Here is a 16462-nt window from a genome sequence, read left to right as displayed (position 1 = left end):
CTAATGTGGCTAATCAGTTGCTTTATTCTCGTTAATAACACTCTGTTAGTGGGCTATTTTATATGATTAAAATATTATGCCGTTTGCTCTTATTTTCACTATTATGTTCATCCAGTTTGATAATGGCTGAGCAAGACTTAAAGATAGGTATTGGCAATTTTGCACCTTTTCTTGATGAAGAAGATAATCAAGGTGTGTTTCTTGAACTGACCGAAGAAATATTTAAGCAATTACCAAGATATAATGTGCAGTTTATCTATATGAGTAACAATAGATTGTTACATGAAATCAATTCAGGACAACGAATTGATGTTGCCTGCAATATTTTCTCAAACTCATCAGTTAAAGGCTTTTTATCCTCGCCTGTTTTCCGTTATACCGATGTCGCAGTGTCAAAAAATTCAGCAAAAATTAAGGTTAACCAAATTTCCGATTTACAAGATTTCTCTATTGCTGCCTATCAGGGGGCTAAAGAAATGCTTGGTGACGATTATAAAAAAATGGCTCTTGCTAATCCTCATTACAGTGAGCATTCAAAGCCAGATGAGACTACTTATATGATGGTTGCTGGTGAGAAAGATATTCGTATCGGAGATATACATATTTTTCTAAATGACTTAGCAGATAAACGTTATATAAATGAAGATAAAATAGCAGCGAAAGACTTTACCATACATAGATTATGGCCAGACGTTTACTCACACATGGCTTTTAAAGATGAGATGCTACGAGACTCCGTTAACAAGGTAATCAAAGAATTAACGGCTAATGGTACGATAGAGGCCATTTACCGTAAACATCGCTAGTTTCGCTCACGACGCTAATCATTAGCACCAATGAGTATTGTTTAGCTGAACATGCACTTCACTTCAAATCAGTTCACATCATCTAGCCTCAATAGACAATCAGAGTATATATCCGCTCCACTTGAATACGCTCGTTTCAGGAAGTCTGAGCGATTCATAATCAAGGAACATTTTTTTATTAAGGGTCATTCCCTTAAAAAGAAATGTAACGCAGAGTATGATTTGTTCAGCCTTCCACAAGGGGGCTGGTTTAGTAGCGCTTTAATTTGCGTTATTGATTTCGACAATAGATATAACTATTCTCTTCAATCAATGCCTTGCCTAAAGGCGTTTCTAATTCCAGCTGAATCATGTATCTTCAAGTGGAACGGGTATAACGATTAAAAAGCCACATTAATAAAGACTACCACTAAAAGAATTGGGCAGATAAAGCGTAAATAAAAGCCAAGTAATTTTAGTGACATGTGTTTATTTAACTGAGCAATATCGGTAAGTTGATTCCCTCGTTTCCACAACCAACCAATAACGATGAAGTAAAACAATGACATTAGGGGTTGTAAAATAGTAGTTAAGAGCTGGATCACTAAGCCAAATAGTTGCTCAAAAAAGGCAATGAGAAACATACTGGCAATAAATACTAACCCAGAGACTAACCAAGTTGCACGTTTTCTTGTCATCGCTTTATCTTCAATGAGATAAGCAACGGGCACTTCAGTTGATGAAATTGTTGAGGTAAGGGCTGCAATTGATAACAGTGAGAAAAAAGCAAAAGAAACAAGTAATCCCATGCCTCCCATAGAGCTAAATAAGGTTGGTAAAATATTAAAAATAAGTTGCCCTTCACCAATGAGATGACCGTCTACAAAAACTTCTTGTCCACTATGTTGAGCGACAAAGAGAGCAGGGATAATCAGTAAACCAGCAATAAAAGCAATAAAGGTATCAAGTAACGTTATCGATAATACTAACTTACCTACACTTTGTCCTTTAGGCATATATGAGCCATAAGCCATCATAGCGCCAACACCAATAGCGAGTGAGAAAAATGCTTGCCCCATGGCCGAAATAATCAATTTTGGCTCAGTGACTTGACTAAAATCAGGGACTAAATAAAGCGTCAAACCTTCTTTCGCACCATCTTGCTGTAAGATGTAAATGATTAAACCAAACAACATCACTAATAACATTGGCATTAATCGCGCAGACCAACGCTCTATGCCACTGTGAACGCCTTGATGAACGATAGCAGCACCTAGCACGATAAATATGGGCGTAAATATTACATTTCGCAGCGTGCTTGAGGTCGATAGCCAATGCGATAAATCCAGTAAACCAACTAATTCAGCTAATGACGCTAGCGCATGCGACAACATCCAACCGGCTACTATGGTATAAAAACTGAGCATCATCATCGCACCAATAATCCCTATGATGCCAGCAGAGTGTCCGAGTTTATTAAAGCGCTTACCACATGCGTTAGCTAAGGCGGAAACAGGGTTAGTTTGTGCTTGATTGCCAATATAAATTTCTGCATAAAGTGCAGGCAAAGCAAGTAAAAAAGTCACCACTAAATAAACAACTAAAAAAGCACCACCGCCATTATTTGCCGCCTGAGTAGGGAACGCCCAAATATTGCCTAAACCTATAGCAGCACCTGCTGCAGCGAGAACAAAACCAAGACGAGAATGAAAAGAATCGCGAGAAGAAGCTGTGGTCATAAATAGTGAGTAGTCGATAAAATTAGTTGCGCAAAGCTTACCGAGTTAAGGCGCTTAGGGGAAGCACTATTCATTGCTTTTATTACATTTTTGTTAGCAATATAACGGAATAATTTATGGACACAGGAGAGACTGAAACTCGCATATTGAGGTGGCTTGAGTATATAATACTGTCATTTTGTAAATAGTAACAATTGAAGAGCAAGATATGTTGAAGCATGAAATTATTCCGGTAACCCCTTTTGAGCAAAACTGTACTTTATTTTGGTGTAGTGACACTAAAAAAGCTGCGGTAGTGGACCCTGGTGGTGATATCGAAAAAATTAAAGCGGGTATTACCAAACATGGCTTAACACTTGAAAAGATTCTAATTACGCATGCACATATTGATCATGCGGGTGCAACTGATGATCTTGCAAACCACTACGATGTGCTGATAGAAGGCCCACACAAAGAAGATCAGTTCTGGATAGATGGAATTGAAGATCAAAAGCAACGCTTTGGTGGTGCTTTCTCTTATGCGAAAAAATTTACGCCAAACCGTTTTTTAGATCAAGGTGATACCGTTAGTTTTGGTAATATTGTTATGGAAGTGTATTTTTGTCCGGGTCATACACCTGGGCATGTTGTGTTCTTTCATCGTGAGTCAAAACTTGCCCAAGTTGGCGATGTGCTATTTAGTGGCTCAATAGGGCGCACTGACTTTCCTCGTGGCGATCATGCAACGCTGATTAATTCTATTCGTAAAAATTTATTCCTTTTAGGTGATGATGTTCGTTTTATCCCTGGACATGGCCCAATGAGTACTTTTGGGCAAGAGCGCCGCAGTAATCCTCATGTAAGTGATGCTGCGGTAGGGATGAGATAATGGGGCTTTTGGTAGTCAAGGCTCAGCGCCAACTTAGAAAAATAGATAACAGCAAAGTATTTCAAGGTGTTGTCATTGCGGTTATTTTATTATCTGCGTTATTGATTGGCGCAAAAACACATAATCTATCCTCTAACGTAGTCGCTATTTTATTGCTTATGGATGTAGCGGTGACTGTATTTTTTGCTATAGAGATATCTATTCGTTATTTAGCGTGTCCCCAGAAAAAGAACTTCTTTAAAAGTGGCTGGAATATTTTTGATACGGTTATTGTTATTGGTAGCTTAGTTCCATCAGGTGGCTCAGGTGTGCTACTCGCTCGATTATTGCGAGTCTTTCGTGTTCTGCGTTTAGTATCCATGGTGCCAGAATTACGCTTACTGATTAATGCATTACTAAAAGCGATACCTCGTATGGGGTATATCGCGCTGCTTATGTTTGTAATTTTCTATATTTATGCCGCAATCGGTAGCATGTACTTTCACTCAATTAACGAAGTGTTATGGGGTGATGTTTCCATCTCTATGTTGACCTTATTTCGTGTTGCCACTTTTGAAGATTGGACCGATGTTATGTACGAAACCATGGCTGTACATCCACTAAGCTGGATTTATTATTTAACTTTTATCTTTTTAACCGCCTTTATCTTTTTAAATATGATGGTGGGTACGGTATTAGAAGTGATGAGTCAAGAACATGAGCAGTTTCGTGCAGAGCAACACGGTGAAAGTGGAGATGGCGGTGAGCCCGCTAGTCGCGCACAAATTGATAAATTAGAAAGTGAAATAGCAGAAATTAAAGCACTCTTGTTAGCCAAAACCTAAGAGTGAAATAGGCTTGTGTTACTTGCATAGTCTTAATTGAAAATCACTTAAAGTTAATTCGCAGATACTCACTTGAGTATCTGCCTATCCTCTAATCGCATGAGTATGCAGGTTCCAGCTAAAATACGTACTTTTATACCTATTGAGTTTTCTTAAATTGGGTAATAATACGGTCAAGGTGGTTAGCAAAATTTTGTCTATCTGTTTGATTTAAAGCAGGTGGCCCACCTGTATGCACGCCGCTAGCACGCATGGTGTCCATAAAGTCACGAATATTGAGACGCGATTTTATATTTTCCTTAGTATAAAGCTCGCCACGTGGACTAAGGGCAATACCCGACTTATCTATCACTTCATCTGCTAGTGGAATATCACTGGTGATAACTAAATCATTAGCTTCAATACGCTTAACTATTTCATCGTCGGCAACATCAAAGCCGCTACTTACCTGCATGAAACTTATAAAAGGCGAAGGAGGTATGCGGACATGATGATTAGCCACCAAGGTGATGGCTATTTTCGTTCTGTCAGCTGCTTTGAATAATATTTCTTTGATCACCACTGGACATGCATCAGCATCAACCCAAATTTTCATGTTTTTCCTCAGGGTCTATTGACCGCTCGCGTTATTTTTACTTATGCTGCTATGATACCGTAATTTATTCGGTAATTAACAATTCGGATGAAAAACAGGACTAATAACACAATGCTAAATCCTCATTACCAACAAATATGGCAAACGGTACAGTTAATTCCGCAAGGTAAGGTGGCTTGTTATGGGCAAATTGCGGATTTAGCCGGTTTGCCTGGTAGAGCGCGTCTGGTCGGTAAATCGCTTGGTAAAGTACCAAAAGATGGCTGGCGAGGGCAAAGGGTACCTTGGTTTAGAGTTATTAACTCACAGGGTAAGATTTCTTTCCCTCCAGGCAGTGAAAATTTTGATAAGCAAAAGCATCATTTGCAAGATGAGCAGGTCGTTGTGATTGGTAGCAGGATCAAACTAAAAGAATTCCAATGGAAGCCCGATTTATCAGAATTATTGTTTTCACTAGAATTTTAACTAATCGCTACTCTAAGGTTTTATTCTTAACTTATGCAAACCGGGCTATTTGAGTAAAGGGGCAAGTCTTGTTAAGGCCATTTTTTCTAACTCCTGGTATATGTGATCCTCCTGCCAACACTGGTGAATATTCTTAATTTGCATTATTTCAGCCATAATGCTCTTTTGTGCTACTGATATCTCTCTGGCTTTTACGTATGATATATCAGGAGAAAAACTGACCATTTGATCTAATGAAGGCCAAAGTTCGGGGTACTTTAATGCGAATTGATGAGCTATCTTTTTATTCAATTGCTCATCAATATTATCATCAAGACTGCTTATCTCAGTAAAATAGTCATTAGATAATTTACTAATAGCATCGTTATTTTTTTTACGTTGTAAGTAATAAGCGGGTAATATTTTTAGCCAGTCATCACGGTATAACTTGATAAGCTTTGCGAGTACGTGACAATCTTCAAAACTACTATTTAAACCTTGGCCATAGAAAGGCAGCATGGCATGCGCAGCATCGCCTATCAAAGCCACTTTGTTATTTATCACCCAAGGATCGACACTCACTAAAAATAGTGGACTAGGTGTTTTATTTAGGAATTCAGTGACAGGACTTTCTAATAGTGGCATAACATCAGTAAAATGATGGAGAAAAAAATCCTCTACAGCCTTTGCACTTGTCAGTGACGAAAATGAAATAGGTCCTTGGTAGTTTAAGTATAAGGTACAGGTAAAACTACCATCATTATTTGGCAGTGCAATCAATAAAAATCCCTTGCGAGGCCATAAATGACTAGCATGTGGCGATAATTTAGAACTACCATCTTTGTTCGGGGAAATGGTTAATTCTATGTATGATTGCTTCATATAACGTTGAGAATAGCTAAAACGTGGTGTTTCCTGCGCAAGACGACGTACTTTAGAAAAAGCACCATCGGCAGCAAAGACGTAATCTGCATCTATCTCTTTATGGCCTTTTCTACCTGCTTTCAAGTAGCTGAAAGAGGAGCAAGCAGTGCTAAAATCTACGTATGTTAATCGTTGCTCAAAGTGTAAGTTAACTTGTGCTTCTTGCTCAGCTTGACTGATCAGAATATCAGTCAATTTTTCTCGTGATATAGACCAGATAGCTTGATTTTTTTTGCCATAGTTTTGTTCTGATATAATCCCATCTTGCCCATGGAATACACGCTTATAAAGTGGCGTAGCATATTGACGAACTTTCTTATCAATGCCAATAATAGCCAGTGCCGCCCATGCTCTCTCTGATAAAGTAATATTAATAGATCTACCTTGCTGAGCAATGTGCGTTCTGGGGTCTGGGCGTGATTCAAAGACATCTACCTGATAATTGGCACGTGATAAAATAATGGCTAGCATGGCGCCTACAGGGCCAGATCCTGCGATGGTGATTTTATTTTTTAACTGTGGAAGTTCAGTCAATGGCTAACTACTTAAATAATTTTTATCACTATTTAAATAGCATAGTAAAACAAAAAAGCCCAGTCAAAGACTGGGCAAAAACAACAGATAAAACAAAAGGAGAAACATGAAATAAATTAGGAGTTATGAATTTCCATTCAATAAACTTTTACCATTTATAGCTATCTTTCGAGACTTTAATGCTTCTGGGATTTCTCGTTCTAAATCAACGTGTAGTAAACCATTTTCCATAAAGGCGCCAATGACTTTGACGTGTTCTCCTAGTTGGAATTTACGCTCAAAATTTCGCTCTGCAATACCTTGATGTAAAAAATGACGAGTGGTTGCTTCGCTTTCCTGTGTTGAATTAGCTGGGGGTTGCTTGGTACCAACAATGATTAAGCCATTGTCTTTAGATTCAATATCAATATCTTCTTCACGAAAGCCTGCGACAGCCATAGTAATCCGGTATTGATTTTCGGCCAATAACTCAATGTTATATGGCGGGTATGATGATTGTTTGCCCGGCTGGGAAGCTTTATCAATTAAACTAGCTAAATGGTCAAAGCCAATAAATGAACGATAAAGAGGGCTGTAGTCTGTAGAGTTACGCATAATAAGTTATCCTATAATATAGCAATAAAGTGATTATTATTTTAAATAGCGATGTTGATGTTATTAGTGATTTTATAGCAAAAATATTGCCTAGCGTTTAATCACAAAATCATATGTCATTTAAAATAATGCTGCCTTTCACAATGAACAGGCAATTTTTGTTGTGTAGCCCCTTACGGCGACTACACAATTAAAGATGGGATTGTTTATTGATTTTTCAAGAATAAAGTTGAATTAATTTGTGTTTTATTTTTCAAGTATTTGTTTTTAAGTGCTATTTTAAGTTTGTGCTTAAAGCATTATTTTTCGGTTTCTTTTACGGGAAGTTCTTTAGTCGCATCAACTTCGGCTTCAGGATCGATAACGATAACAGGCGCCGTATATCTAACTTTAGCTAGCGCTTTATCATAATTAGGATGTTGTGATATGTTAGCAACTAGCTCTTTGTAAACAATCTTTCCTTGGTTATTTATAACAAATATGGCACGGGTAAGTAGTCCCATATCCTTAATTAATAAACCATAGCTCGTGCCAAAATCACGCCAAACTGAATCGGATAGTACTTTAATATTGTCGACTTTTTCAGCATCACAAAAACGTTTTTGAGCAAAAGGCAAATCATTACTGATGGTTAAAATGGTAATATTCTCAGGGAGCTTTGCTGCTTCTTCATTAAATCGTTTTGTTTGGATAGAACAAACACCGGTATCTAAGCTTGGCACTACTGAAATAAGTACCGTTTGTCCTTGAAAGTCTGCCAATGTCACCGGTGCAAAGTTTTTATCTACAACTTTAAACTGCGGAGCTTGCTCGCCAACATTTACCTGTTCGCCTAACAGGGTGACATACTTATCTCCTGCTTTGACTAGGTTTTGTGTTGATTTAAGTTTTTTTGAGTCAAAATTATCACTATGGCTAGTGAAAGCAATCGTAAAACTGGCGATAAAAAATGCACATAAGGCAATGTTTGAAGTAGGAAAATTCATGGTTTATTGAAATTAATGGTTAAGGTGAAATTATATTAGCCGTTTAGCGATAAAAATTCTATAAATAGAACTTAATCATTGTGTTTTATGTTGGATACTTTAAGGTTATCAATAGAGGCTAGATATTTAATACTCGGCCATTGTTATCGTTTATGTAAGGCCTAAGATTAATATGACCACTAAATTATTAATTTGTGATGATTCTAATATGGCGCGCAAGCAAGTAGCGCGATCATTACCTGATGGTTGGGATGTTGAAATAAGTTTTGCCGCTGATGGTGTTGAGGGAATTGAAGCGATAAAGGCAGGGAAGGGCGACGTACTATTACTTGATCTTAACATGCCAAAGATGGATGGCTATCAAGTGCTTGAAGCCATTATGGCGCAAGATTTACCAACACTTACCATTGTAATATCAGGTGATATTCAACCTGAGGCTCATCAACGTGTGACGAGTTTAGGCGCACTAGGTTTTATTCAAAAACCGGTCAATAAAGATATTCTCACTGAAGTACTATCATCGTATGGACTTTTCTCTCATGAAATTCCAGCGACGAATCATGAATTAGACACATCGCATAATACGTCAATTAATATTCCTGCAACTACACCATCTGCTGTTATAAATACTCCTGAGAAACCCAAGGTTACTCAAATTAATGTCTCTACGGTTGAGAGTGAACCACAAGTTGCAGAGACAAATCTTACCTTATCAACGGATGTTCGCGATTGTTATCAAGAAATAGCCAATGTTGCTATGGGTCGAGCGGGTGATTTACTTGCTCGTTTACTCAACGTTTTTGTTGAATTACCTATTCCTAATGTTAATTTCATCGAAGTGAGTGAGCTTCGAATGGCGTTGAAAGATATCGAAAATCATGAAAGTACATCGGGTATTTGCCAAGGCTTTATTAGTGCAGGCATTTCAGGAGAAGCCTTGCTGATCCTTAACGACTCTAGCTTTAAAGATGTCGCATCACTGATGAATTATCAATACGATGCAGATATGGGGACTGAGTTAGAACTATTAATGGACTTAGCAAATGTACTTATTGGTGCCTGCTTAAAAGGAATATCAGAGCAGCTCGATATTCAGTTTAGTCAGGGACATCCTGAGGTCTTAGGGCAACATAGAAAAATTTCTGATTTAATTGCAAATAATGCCAATAAATGGAAAAAAACACTCGCAATAGAAATTAGTTATAGCATAGAGGACTATCCAATCAAGTGTGATTTGTTATTACTCTTTACGGAAAAGTCTATGCAAACACTTAATAATAAATTGGCCTATTTGATTGATTAACTCATGAGTTAACAGGTACAAATCACTTATGGCAAATGACATAAGTATAAGTTAGCGCGATTAAGCGACGACAGGAATTGGTTATGACGTTAGAAAAATCACAATTAAATGAATTACATTGGCTAATGGAAATGTTGCATAACATTGATGTTGGTCTAGTTGTGCTTGATAAAGAGTTCACCATTCAAATATTTAATGGTTTTATGGAAAACCATAGTGGTTTATTACCTCGTCAAGTAAAGGGAAAGTTGATATTTGATCTCTTTGAAGAAATCCCTAAAGATTGGTTTACTCGCAAGGCAGAATCAGTTTTTTTACTGAAAAATAAAGCCTTTACCATATGGGAACAAAGACCCTACTTGTTTAAGTTTGATAGTTATCGCCCTGTTACTGGCAGCGCTGATTTCATGTATCAAAACACCACGTTCATTCCGCTTTTATCTTCTACGGGTGACGTTAGCCACTTGTGTTTATTGGTTTATGATGTCACAGACAATGCTGTGCATAAGCAAGGCTTGAAAAAAGCGAATGAAGAATTGGCAATATTAAGTCAAACAGATGGCTTAACTCAATTGTTCAATCGTGCGCACTGGGAGACGTGTTTATTAGCTGAACATAAGCGTTGGGGCCGAAGTCAACATGCTAGCTCATTAGTGATGTTAGATATTGATCACTTTAAAAATGTAAATGATACTTATGGTCACGTGGTTGGTGATGTCGTTATTCGCCACCTTTCTAGCTTGATTCGCCACCATGTTAGGGAAACCGATATTTGTGGTCGTTATGGCGGTGAAGAGTTTGCCATTTTATTGGCAGATACCTCCCTTAAAAATGCCTACGTATTTGCTGAACGTCTTCGAAAAGAAGTGGCTAAGGCCACTGTGACTTACAATGATATTGATATTAATTACACTATAAGTGTTGGTGTAGCTGAAGTTGATGAGAGTATTACAAGCCATGAAGCTTGGGTTGAATGTGCTGATGCCGCTTTATATCAATCAAAAGAAACAGGTCGTAACAAAACGTCATTGCATCCGAAACAAAACAGATAGATAAGCTAGTAGAATAAATAAAGTGCCACTCTCTTCATTTTATTTATTCTACTGATGATTCAAGGCTTACCGTGAAAGCATCGTTAATAGTAAAGCGATTACTATGCAAATGACTAAATTTACGTGACTACAGTTTACGTTGCTAAAGTTTAAAAATTTTCATCAAGGTCAATGGTAACAGTATCATCAACCATAATATTAGATTTGGCCATTGGCTATAGGGAGTATCACCCTTAACAAACTCAACCGTTCCTTTAAGTACTACCTCTTCAAATTGTGGTGCAATCGCAGTAACTTCTCCCAAATGATTTATCATGCCTGTCACACCGTTATTTGTTGCCCTTACTAATGGGCGACCAAACTCTAACGCCCGCATTCGAGCAATTTCAAAGTGCTGGTGAGGACCATGAGAATCACCAAACCATGCATCATTACTGACTGTTAAAATCATATCGGTATCATCAGTGAAATTGGCTGCTAATTGCATTGGAAAAGCTATTTCAAAACAGTTTAACGGTAATATATGTAAGTTATTAGCGATTAAATTTGGTTGAATGTAGTTACCGGCAGTAAAAGAGGACATCGGTAGGTTGAAAAAGGGTGCTATTGGGCGAAGCAGTTCTTGGAACGGGACAAATTCACCGATAGGTAATAAGTGACTTTTATAGTATCTATTGCTGTGGTTATAATAATAACCTTGTTCATCTTCAGTATTTTTCTTACCTAGAACCACCAAAGCATTAAAGTACTCTTTGCTTTCAAAATTGTAGTTAATTAAACCCGTAATTATTGTGCTGTTGTTCAAAATCGCTGAGCTATTCACTGTACCTAAATAGTCTTGTACTGCAGGCTCTAGCGCTGGAATAGCCGACTCAGGCCAAACAATAAGATCGGCATCATAGTTTACACGCGTTAAATCTAGGTATTTCAACATGGTTGGCCACTCTTGCTCTGGCTGCCATTTTATTGATTGGGCTACATTACCTTGAATTAGCGCCACTTTAGTCGATTTACCGGTTAACTCGGTCCAGCTTACATGGGCGAAACTAAAGCTGGTAAGCATAATGCTTACCATTAAGCTGAGTGGTAAAAGTAAATTTTTGTGTGATAGCGTGATTGAGGATTTTTGATTTTTGTTATTGATATAATCTAAACAAAAACAGTAAATTTTTACCCAGCAAATATTTAATACTAAGATAATGCCTGTAAGACCTACTTCACCGATAACAGGTGCAAAGCTGGCCAACGGACTATCTATTTGACTATAACCAAGCGATAGCCAAGGAAAGCCTGTTAACACCACCGCGCGCAAGTATTCGCACAGTAACCAAATAGAAGGGAATAACCATAAATTAACGTGTTTATTCTTGGCTATTCTCGCCGTTAAGTAACCTGCAAGTGCTGGGAATAATGCCAGGTAAGCACATAACGCTAACATTAATAGCAAAGAAACTATTAGTGGCAGGCCACCAAATTGGTCGATACTGACATGAACCCAGCTAATACCACTGCTAAACCAGCCAAAGGCAAAAAGGGCTGTTTTTTTAGCGGCTACTCTTGGGGAGGAATTTTTGACTTGATATAACATGATGCTAGGTAACGTTAATGCCAACCACCAATAAGAAAAGGGGGCGTAAGCAAAAACCAAGAAAAAGCCACTAAGAAAACACAGCCAATTACTTGGGTTTGTTAGTTTGCTTTTTATTGATTGAAAAACAGAAGCCTTAATGATGTTAGTCACTCACTTTACCGTTAATTTCGTGACCTTTATCAACACTTACTTGTAGCATTTGCATACGTCTACTATCGGCTACTAGCACTTTAAATTCAAAGTTGCCTAAGCGAAATAGTTCACCTTTTTGTGGCATATGATTAAACTGACGCAAAACAATACCACCAATGGTATCGGCATTGGTGTCATTAAAATTACAGTTAAAGTAATCATTGAAGTCGCCAAGCTCGGTCAGCGCTTTTACTAGATAAACATTTCCTGCTAAGTGCTTAATTTCTTCTTCAATTTCATCATCGGTTTCATCTTCAATTTCACCAACAATTTGTTCTAAAATATCTTCGATGGTGATAACACCGGAAACACCACCGTATTCATCAACAACAATGGCCATATGGTAGCGATTTGAACGAAACTCTTTTAATAAAGGTTCGACCTTTTTACTTTCAGGAACAATAATAGCAGGTCGAATAACGTCACTTAAGCTAAAATTATCACTTTGAGAGTTAAAGCCAAAAGCAAGTAGATCTTTCGCTAATAAAATACCATCAACGTGATCGATATCCTCATTAACAACGGGAAAACGTGAATGACCAGACTCTAGAATAATAGGTAAGAACTCATCAAGGCTATGGTTTATATCAATCGTAACCATTTGAGAACGTGGGATCATAATCTCTCGTACGCGCATTTCAGATACGTCTAAGACACCTTTAATCATTTGCTTGGTTTCAGGATTGATTAATTCTCTGTCTTGAGCATCATTTAATATATCAATCAATTGATCTTTATTTTTCGGTTCAGGCGTTAATACTTGCATAACTTTATCTAAAAAGGACTTACTGGCTGAACCGTTACTAGAGTGGGGGGTGTCATCGCTCATAGAGCTATTTGTATTCCTGTATTATGGTATTGGGCATGTAATCGAACATGTTACTCATCAAATTATGAGTTAATTCTATTTCTATCGTTATAAACTAATGATTTACTGTTCTAAATAAGGATTACTAATCCCTAGTTTTTCTAAAATGGTAATCTCAATAGACTCCATTTCAAGTGCTTCAGTGTCACTTATATGATCAAAGCCAACTAAATGCAAGCAGCCATGAATAACAAGATGAGCCCAATGTTCAAACAAGGCTTTATTTTGCTCTTGCGCTTCTTGCTTCATTACTTCAATGCAAATAATCAAGTCGCCTAATAGGTTAAGTTCAATGCCATCAGGTACTTCAAAAGGAAAAGATAAAACATTGGTTGGTTTATCTTTGTCTCGATATTGTTTATTCAGCTGTTGGCTTTCTTCATTATTTACCAAGCGAATGGTAAGTTCAAAATCTTGATTTGGGCTACTGCTAACTTCGGCTAGGGCAGTATCAACCCATAACTGAAATTGCTCTTTAGTGGGTAATTTGGTGGGAGTACAGGCAACTTGAAGATCAATCACATGAGCCATTAGCTTACATCGCTTTTATCATTACTTGTTTGTTGAGCCTGTTTTTTTTCTTGTTTTTGTCTATTTATTTTTTGCTCATAACTATCATAGGCATCAACTACTCGGGCAACCACGGGATGACGAACGACGTCTTTTGATTGGAAGAAGTTAAAACTAATACCATTGATGTCTTGTAAAACTTCAATGGCATGACGAAGCCCTGACATCTGATGACGAGGTAAATCGACTTGCGTAATATCACCGGTAATAACAGCACGAGAGTTAAAACCAATACGCGTTAAGAACATTTTCATTTGTTCAACGGTAGTGTTTTGACTTTCATCTAAAATAATAAAGGCATCATTAAGTGTTCGGCCACGCATATAAGCCAGTGGAGCAATTTCTATAACATTACGCTCTATGAGTTTTTCGACTTTTTCAAAGCCAAGCATTTCAAAAAGAGCATCATAAAGCGGCCTTAAATAAGGATCTATCTTTTGTGATAAATCACCAGGTAAGAAACCTAATTTTTCACCCGCCTCTACAGCTGGTCTTGTGAGTAAAATACGACGCACTTCTTGACGTTCTAGCGCATCGACAGCACAAGCAACAGCTAAATAGGTTTTACCTGTGCCTGCAACACCAACACCAAAACTAATATCACTCGTTATTATGCTTTGTACATAAGCTTGTTGATTACCATTGCGGGGTTTAACGACACCACGCTTTGTTTTAATGGTTAGCATATCATCAAATTTATTATCTAATTGACTATTTATTTGTTTGCCTAATTCTGATGATACTTTATCGCTCGGTTGCTCTTGTTCGAGACAATCAGCTTCTAGAATGGCTAAATGAACCATCTCAGGAGTGATTATTTTGCCTTCACCTTTAACTTCTTGGCTTTCAATATACAAGTCTTTCAATACTTGAACAACGGCCTGAGAATTTGACGGCTGACCAACGACAGTAAACTCATGGCCACGATAGCTTATTTCTACACCTAAGCGGCGTTCAATGGTTTTCAGGTTATCGTCCATAGGGCCACATAAATTTGCTTGTCTATGGTTGTCTACAGGCGTCAAACTGAAAACGGCTCGGGTTAGTTTAGTCGCTGATGTCGTCAAATTCATTTCCGTTTTGTAAAAGTTAAAAGGCTATATAAACCCCAAAGGGTGTTTATGGTGTAAAAGTACCCACACCTAACTCGTCAAGATTACTTGGCGTTGCCATGTGATGGTTATTTGCCAAAATATCAGCAGGAGAATGAGCTATACGTAGACCCATTTCTTTTTCTTCTCTTACTAATTCACCACGTAAAGAGTTGGCAACTACATCAGTAATTTTGATATCGACAAATTGTCCAATAACGCTATGTGGGGCAACAAAGTTAACCGTACGGTTATTTTCTGTTTTACCACGTAATTCCATAGGATTTTTTCTTGAAGGACCTTCAACAAGAACACGTTGCTCTGTATTAAGCATTTGTCTGGCAATGCGTAATGCTTGATGTGTTATTTGCTCTTGTAGTAGCTTTAAACGATCTTTCTTAGTTTGATCACTAATATCATCAGGTAAATCGGCTGCTGGAGTACCAGGACGAGCGCTATAGATAAAGCTAAAACTTAAATCAAAATCAACCGCTTTAATTAAATCCATCGTTGCCGTGAAGTCTTCATCGGTTTCCCCTGGGAAGCCGATAATGAAATCAGAAGACATAGATAATTCAGGGCGTACTTTTTTCAATTTTCGAATTTGAGATTTATACTCAAGCGCGGTATGGCCACGTTTCATTTGCGTTAGAATGCGATCACAGCCACTTTGAACCGGAAGATGCAAGTGATTTACTAGTTCAGGAACATCGGTGTAGGCTTCAATAATATCGTCAGTAAACTCAACCGGGTGAGAAGTGGTATAACGAATACGATCGATACCATCTATGGTGGCAACCAAACGTACTAGATCAGCAAAGCGACAAATTGAACCATCATGTGTTTCACCACGATAAGCATTTACGTTTTGGCCTAATAGGTTTACTTCACGAACACCTTGCTCAGCAAGTTGCGCTATTTCGTATAATACATCATCAAGTGGACGACTAACTTCTTCGCCACGTGTGTAAGGCACTACACAGAAAGTACAATATTTACTACAGCCTTCCATAATAGAGACAAATGCACTGGCACCGTCAGCTTTAGGTTCAGGCAATCGGTCAAATTTTTCAATTTCTGGAAAGCTTACATCAATAATTGGACTCTTTGAGTGCTGCAATTGATTTAGCATTTCAGGTAAACGGTGCAATGTTTGTGGACCAAAAATCATATCGACAAAAGGAGCACGTTTACGTATAGAGTCACCTTCTTGTGAGGCAACACAACCACCAACACCAATGAGTAAATCTGGTTTTTTATCTTTTAGATTTTTCCAACGACCTAGTTGATGAAATACTTTTTCTTGAGCTTTCTCACGAATGGAGCAAGTATTAAGCAAAATAACATCAGCTTGTTCCGCTTCTTCAACCAACGAGAAACCATGGGTTGAATCCAACAATTCTGCCATCTTCTGCGAGTCATACTCGTTCATCTGACAGCCCCAAGTTTTGATATATAGCTTTTTACTCATTACTTCACTCTTTGCACACGAATTCGTACTG

At 37.9% G+C, this 16462-nt stretch carries 16 protein-coding genes; 6 read left to right on the top strand and 10 right to left on the bottom strand.

Annotated features, from left to right (window positions below; translation table 11 throughout):
• Nucleotides 1–62: 62 nt before the first annotated feature.
• On the top strand, nucleotides 63–806 hold the full coding sequence (locus CPS_RS16025; protein ID WP_011044342.1) for a substrate-binding periplasmic protein: 744 nt from the start codon (nucleotides 63–65) through the stop codon (nucleotides 804–806).
• Between the two features lie 380 nt (nucleotides 807–1186).
• On the opposite strand, the gene CPS_RS16020 is transcribed toward CPS_RS16025, so the two are convergent.
• Nucleotides 1187–2524, bottom strand: a complete 1338-nt coding sequence (locus tag CPS_RS16020) for a sodium-dependent transporter (protein ID WP_011044341.1) — start codon at nucleotides 2522–2524, stop codon at nucleotides 1187–1189.
• A 208-nt stretch (nucleotides 2525–2732) separates the two neighbouring features.
• Here CPS_RS16020 and CPS_RS16015 point away from each other — a divergent pair, with 208 nt between their 5' ends.
• Together CPS_RS16015 and CPS_RS16010 are read left to right on the top strand one after the other, a co-directional pair.
• Nucleotides 2733–3392 carry an MBL fold metallo-hydrolase gene (locus CPS_RS16015; protein WP_011044340.1) on the top strand — a complete coding sequence of 220 codons (660 nt, stop codon included), beginning with the start codon at nucleotides 2733–2735 and terminating at the stop codon, nucleotides 3390–3392.
• Nucleotides 3392–4216, top strand: a complete 825-nt coding sequence (locus tag CPS_RS16010; protein WP_011044339.1) for an ion transporter — start codon at nucleotides 3392–3394, stop codon at nucleotides 4214–4216. The genes CPS_RS16015 and CPS_RS16010 overlap by 1 nt, the downstream gene beginning before the upstream one ends.
• 139 nt (nucleotides 4217–4355) lie before the next feature.
• Here CPS_RS16010 and CPS_RS16005 read toward each other — a convergent pair whose 3' ends face one another.
• Nucleotides 4356–4811: a YaiI/YqxD family protein gene (locus CPS_RS16005; protein WP_011044338.1), complete on the bottom strand. Its 456-nt coding sequence runs from the start codon at nucleotides 4809–4811 to the stop codon at nucleotides 4356–4358.
• A 111-nt stretch (nucleotides 4812–4922) separates the two neighbouring features.
• On the opposite strand from CPS_RS16005, the gene CPS_RS16000 reads away from it, so the two are divergent.
• Nucleotides 4923–5276, top strand: coding sequence for an MGMT family protein (locus CPS_RS16000; protein WP_041737102.1), 354 nt, complete (start codon nucleotides 4923–4925; stop codon nucleotides 5274–5276).
• Nucleotides 5277–5321: 45 nt separating this feature from the next.
• Here the strand turns inward: CPS_RS16000 and CPS_RS15995 are convergent, their stop codons facing one another.
• The 3 genes from CPS_RS15995 to tpx all read right to left on the bottom strand — a co-directional run bounded on the left by CPS_RS15995 (nucleotide 5322) and on the right by tpx (nucleotide 8293).
• The gene (locus tag CPS_RS15995) at nucleotides 5322–6713 is read right to left on the bottom strand and encodes an FAD-dependent oxidoreductase (RefSeq protein WP_011044336.1); all 1392 of its coding nucleotides are present in this window, start codon (nucleotides 6711–6713) and stop codon (nucleotides 5322–5324) included.
• Nucleotides 6714–6836: 123 nt separating this feature from the next.
• Complete coding sequence (locus CPS_RS15990; RefSeq protein WP_011044334.1) at nucleotides 6837–7307, bottom strand: Hsp20 family protein; 471 nt, start codon at nucleotides 7305–7307, stop codon at nucleotides 6837–6839.
• A gap of 299 nt (nucleotides 7308–7606) precedes the next feature.
• Complete coding sequence (gene tpx / locus CPS_RS15985; RefSeq protein ID WP_011044333.1) at nucleotides 7607–8293, bottom strand: thiol peroxidase; 687 nt, start codon at nucleotides 8291–8293, stop codon at nucleotides 7607–7609.
• A gap of 172 nt (nucleotides 8294–8465) precedes the next feature.
• Between tpx and CPS_RS15980 the strand changes: the two genes are divergently transcribed.
• Together CPS_RS15980 and CPS_RS15975 are read left to right on the top strand one after the other, a co-directional pair.
• Nucleotides 8466–9596: a response regulator gene (locus CPS_RS15980; protein WP_011044332.1), complete on the top strand. Its 1131-nt coding sequence runs from the start codon at nucleotides 8466–8468 to the stop codon at nucleotides 9594–9596.
• A gap of 83 nt (nucleotides 9597–9679) precedes the next feature.
• Nucleotides 9680–10648, top strand: coding sequence for a sensor domain-containing diguanylate cyclase (locus tag CPS_RS15975; RefSeq protein ID WP_011044331.1), 969 nt, complete (start codon nucleotides 9680–9682; stop codon nucleotides 10646–10648).
• Between the two features lie 142 nt (nucleotides 10649–10790).
• Here CPS_RS15975 and lnt read toward each other — a convergent pair whose 3' ends face one another.
• The 5 genes from lnt to miaB all read right to left on the bottom strand — a co-directional run bounded on the left by lnt (nucleotide 10791) and on the right by miaB (nucleotide 16431).
• Nucleotides 10791–12389: an apolipoprotein N-acyltransferase gene (lnt, locus tag CPS_RS15970; RefSeq protein ID WP_011044330.1), complete on the bottom strand. Its 1599-nt coding sequence runs from the start codon at nucleotides 12387–12389 to the stop codon at nucleotides 10791–10793.
• On the bottom strand, nucleotides 12382–13260 hold the full coding sequence (locus tag CPS_RS15965) for an HlyC/CorC family transporter (RefSeq protein WP_011044329.1): 879 nt from the start codon (nucleotides 13258–13260) through the stop codon (nucleotides 12382–12384). Before CPS_RS15965 ends, lnt begins: the two co-directional genes overlap by 8 nt.
• Nucleotides 13261–13362: 102 nt before the next feature.
• Nucleotides 13363–13830, bottom strand: coding sequence for an rRNA maturation RNase YbeY (ybeY, locus tag CPS_RS15960; protein WP_011044328.1), 468 nt, complete (start codon nucleotides 13828–13830; stop codon nucleotides 13363–13365).
• Nucleotides 13830–14942, bottom strand: a complete 1113-nt coding sequence (locus CPS_RS15955) for a PhoH family protein (RefSeq protein ID WP_041737101.1) — start codon at nucleotides 14940–14942, stop codon at nucleotides 13830–13832. The genes ybeY and CPS_RS15955 overlap by 1 nt, the downstream gene beginning before the upstream one ends.
• Nucleotides 14943–14988: 46 nt before the next feature.
• Nucleotides 14989–16431 carry a tRNA (N6-isopentenyl adenosine(37)-C2)-methylthiotransferase MiaB gene (miaB, locus tag CPS_RS15950; RefSeq protein ID WP_011044326.1) on the bottom strand — a complete coding sequence of 481 codons (1443 nt, stop codon included), beginning with the start codon at nucleotides 16429–16431 and terminating at the stop codon, nucleotides 14989–14991.
• Nucleotides 16432–16462: the final 31 nt, after the last annotated feature.

The sequence above is a fragment of the Colwellia psychrerythraea 34H genome (assembly GCF_000012325.1).
Lineage (GTDB): Bacteria > Pseudomonadota > Gammaproteobacteria > Enterobacterales > Alteromonadaceae > Colwellia > Colwellia psychrerythraea_A.
Note: the sequence above shows the minus strand (reverse complement) of the source record. Positions and strands in the feature narration are given on the sequence as shown.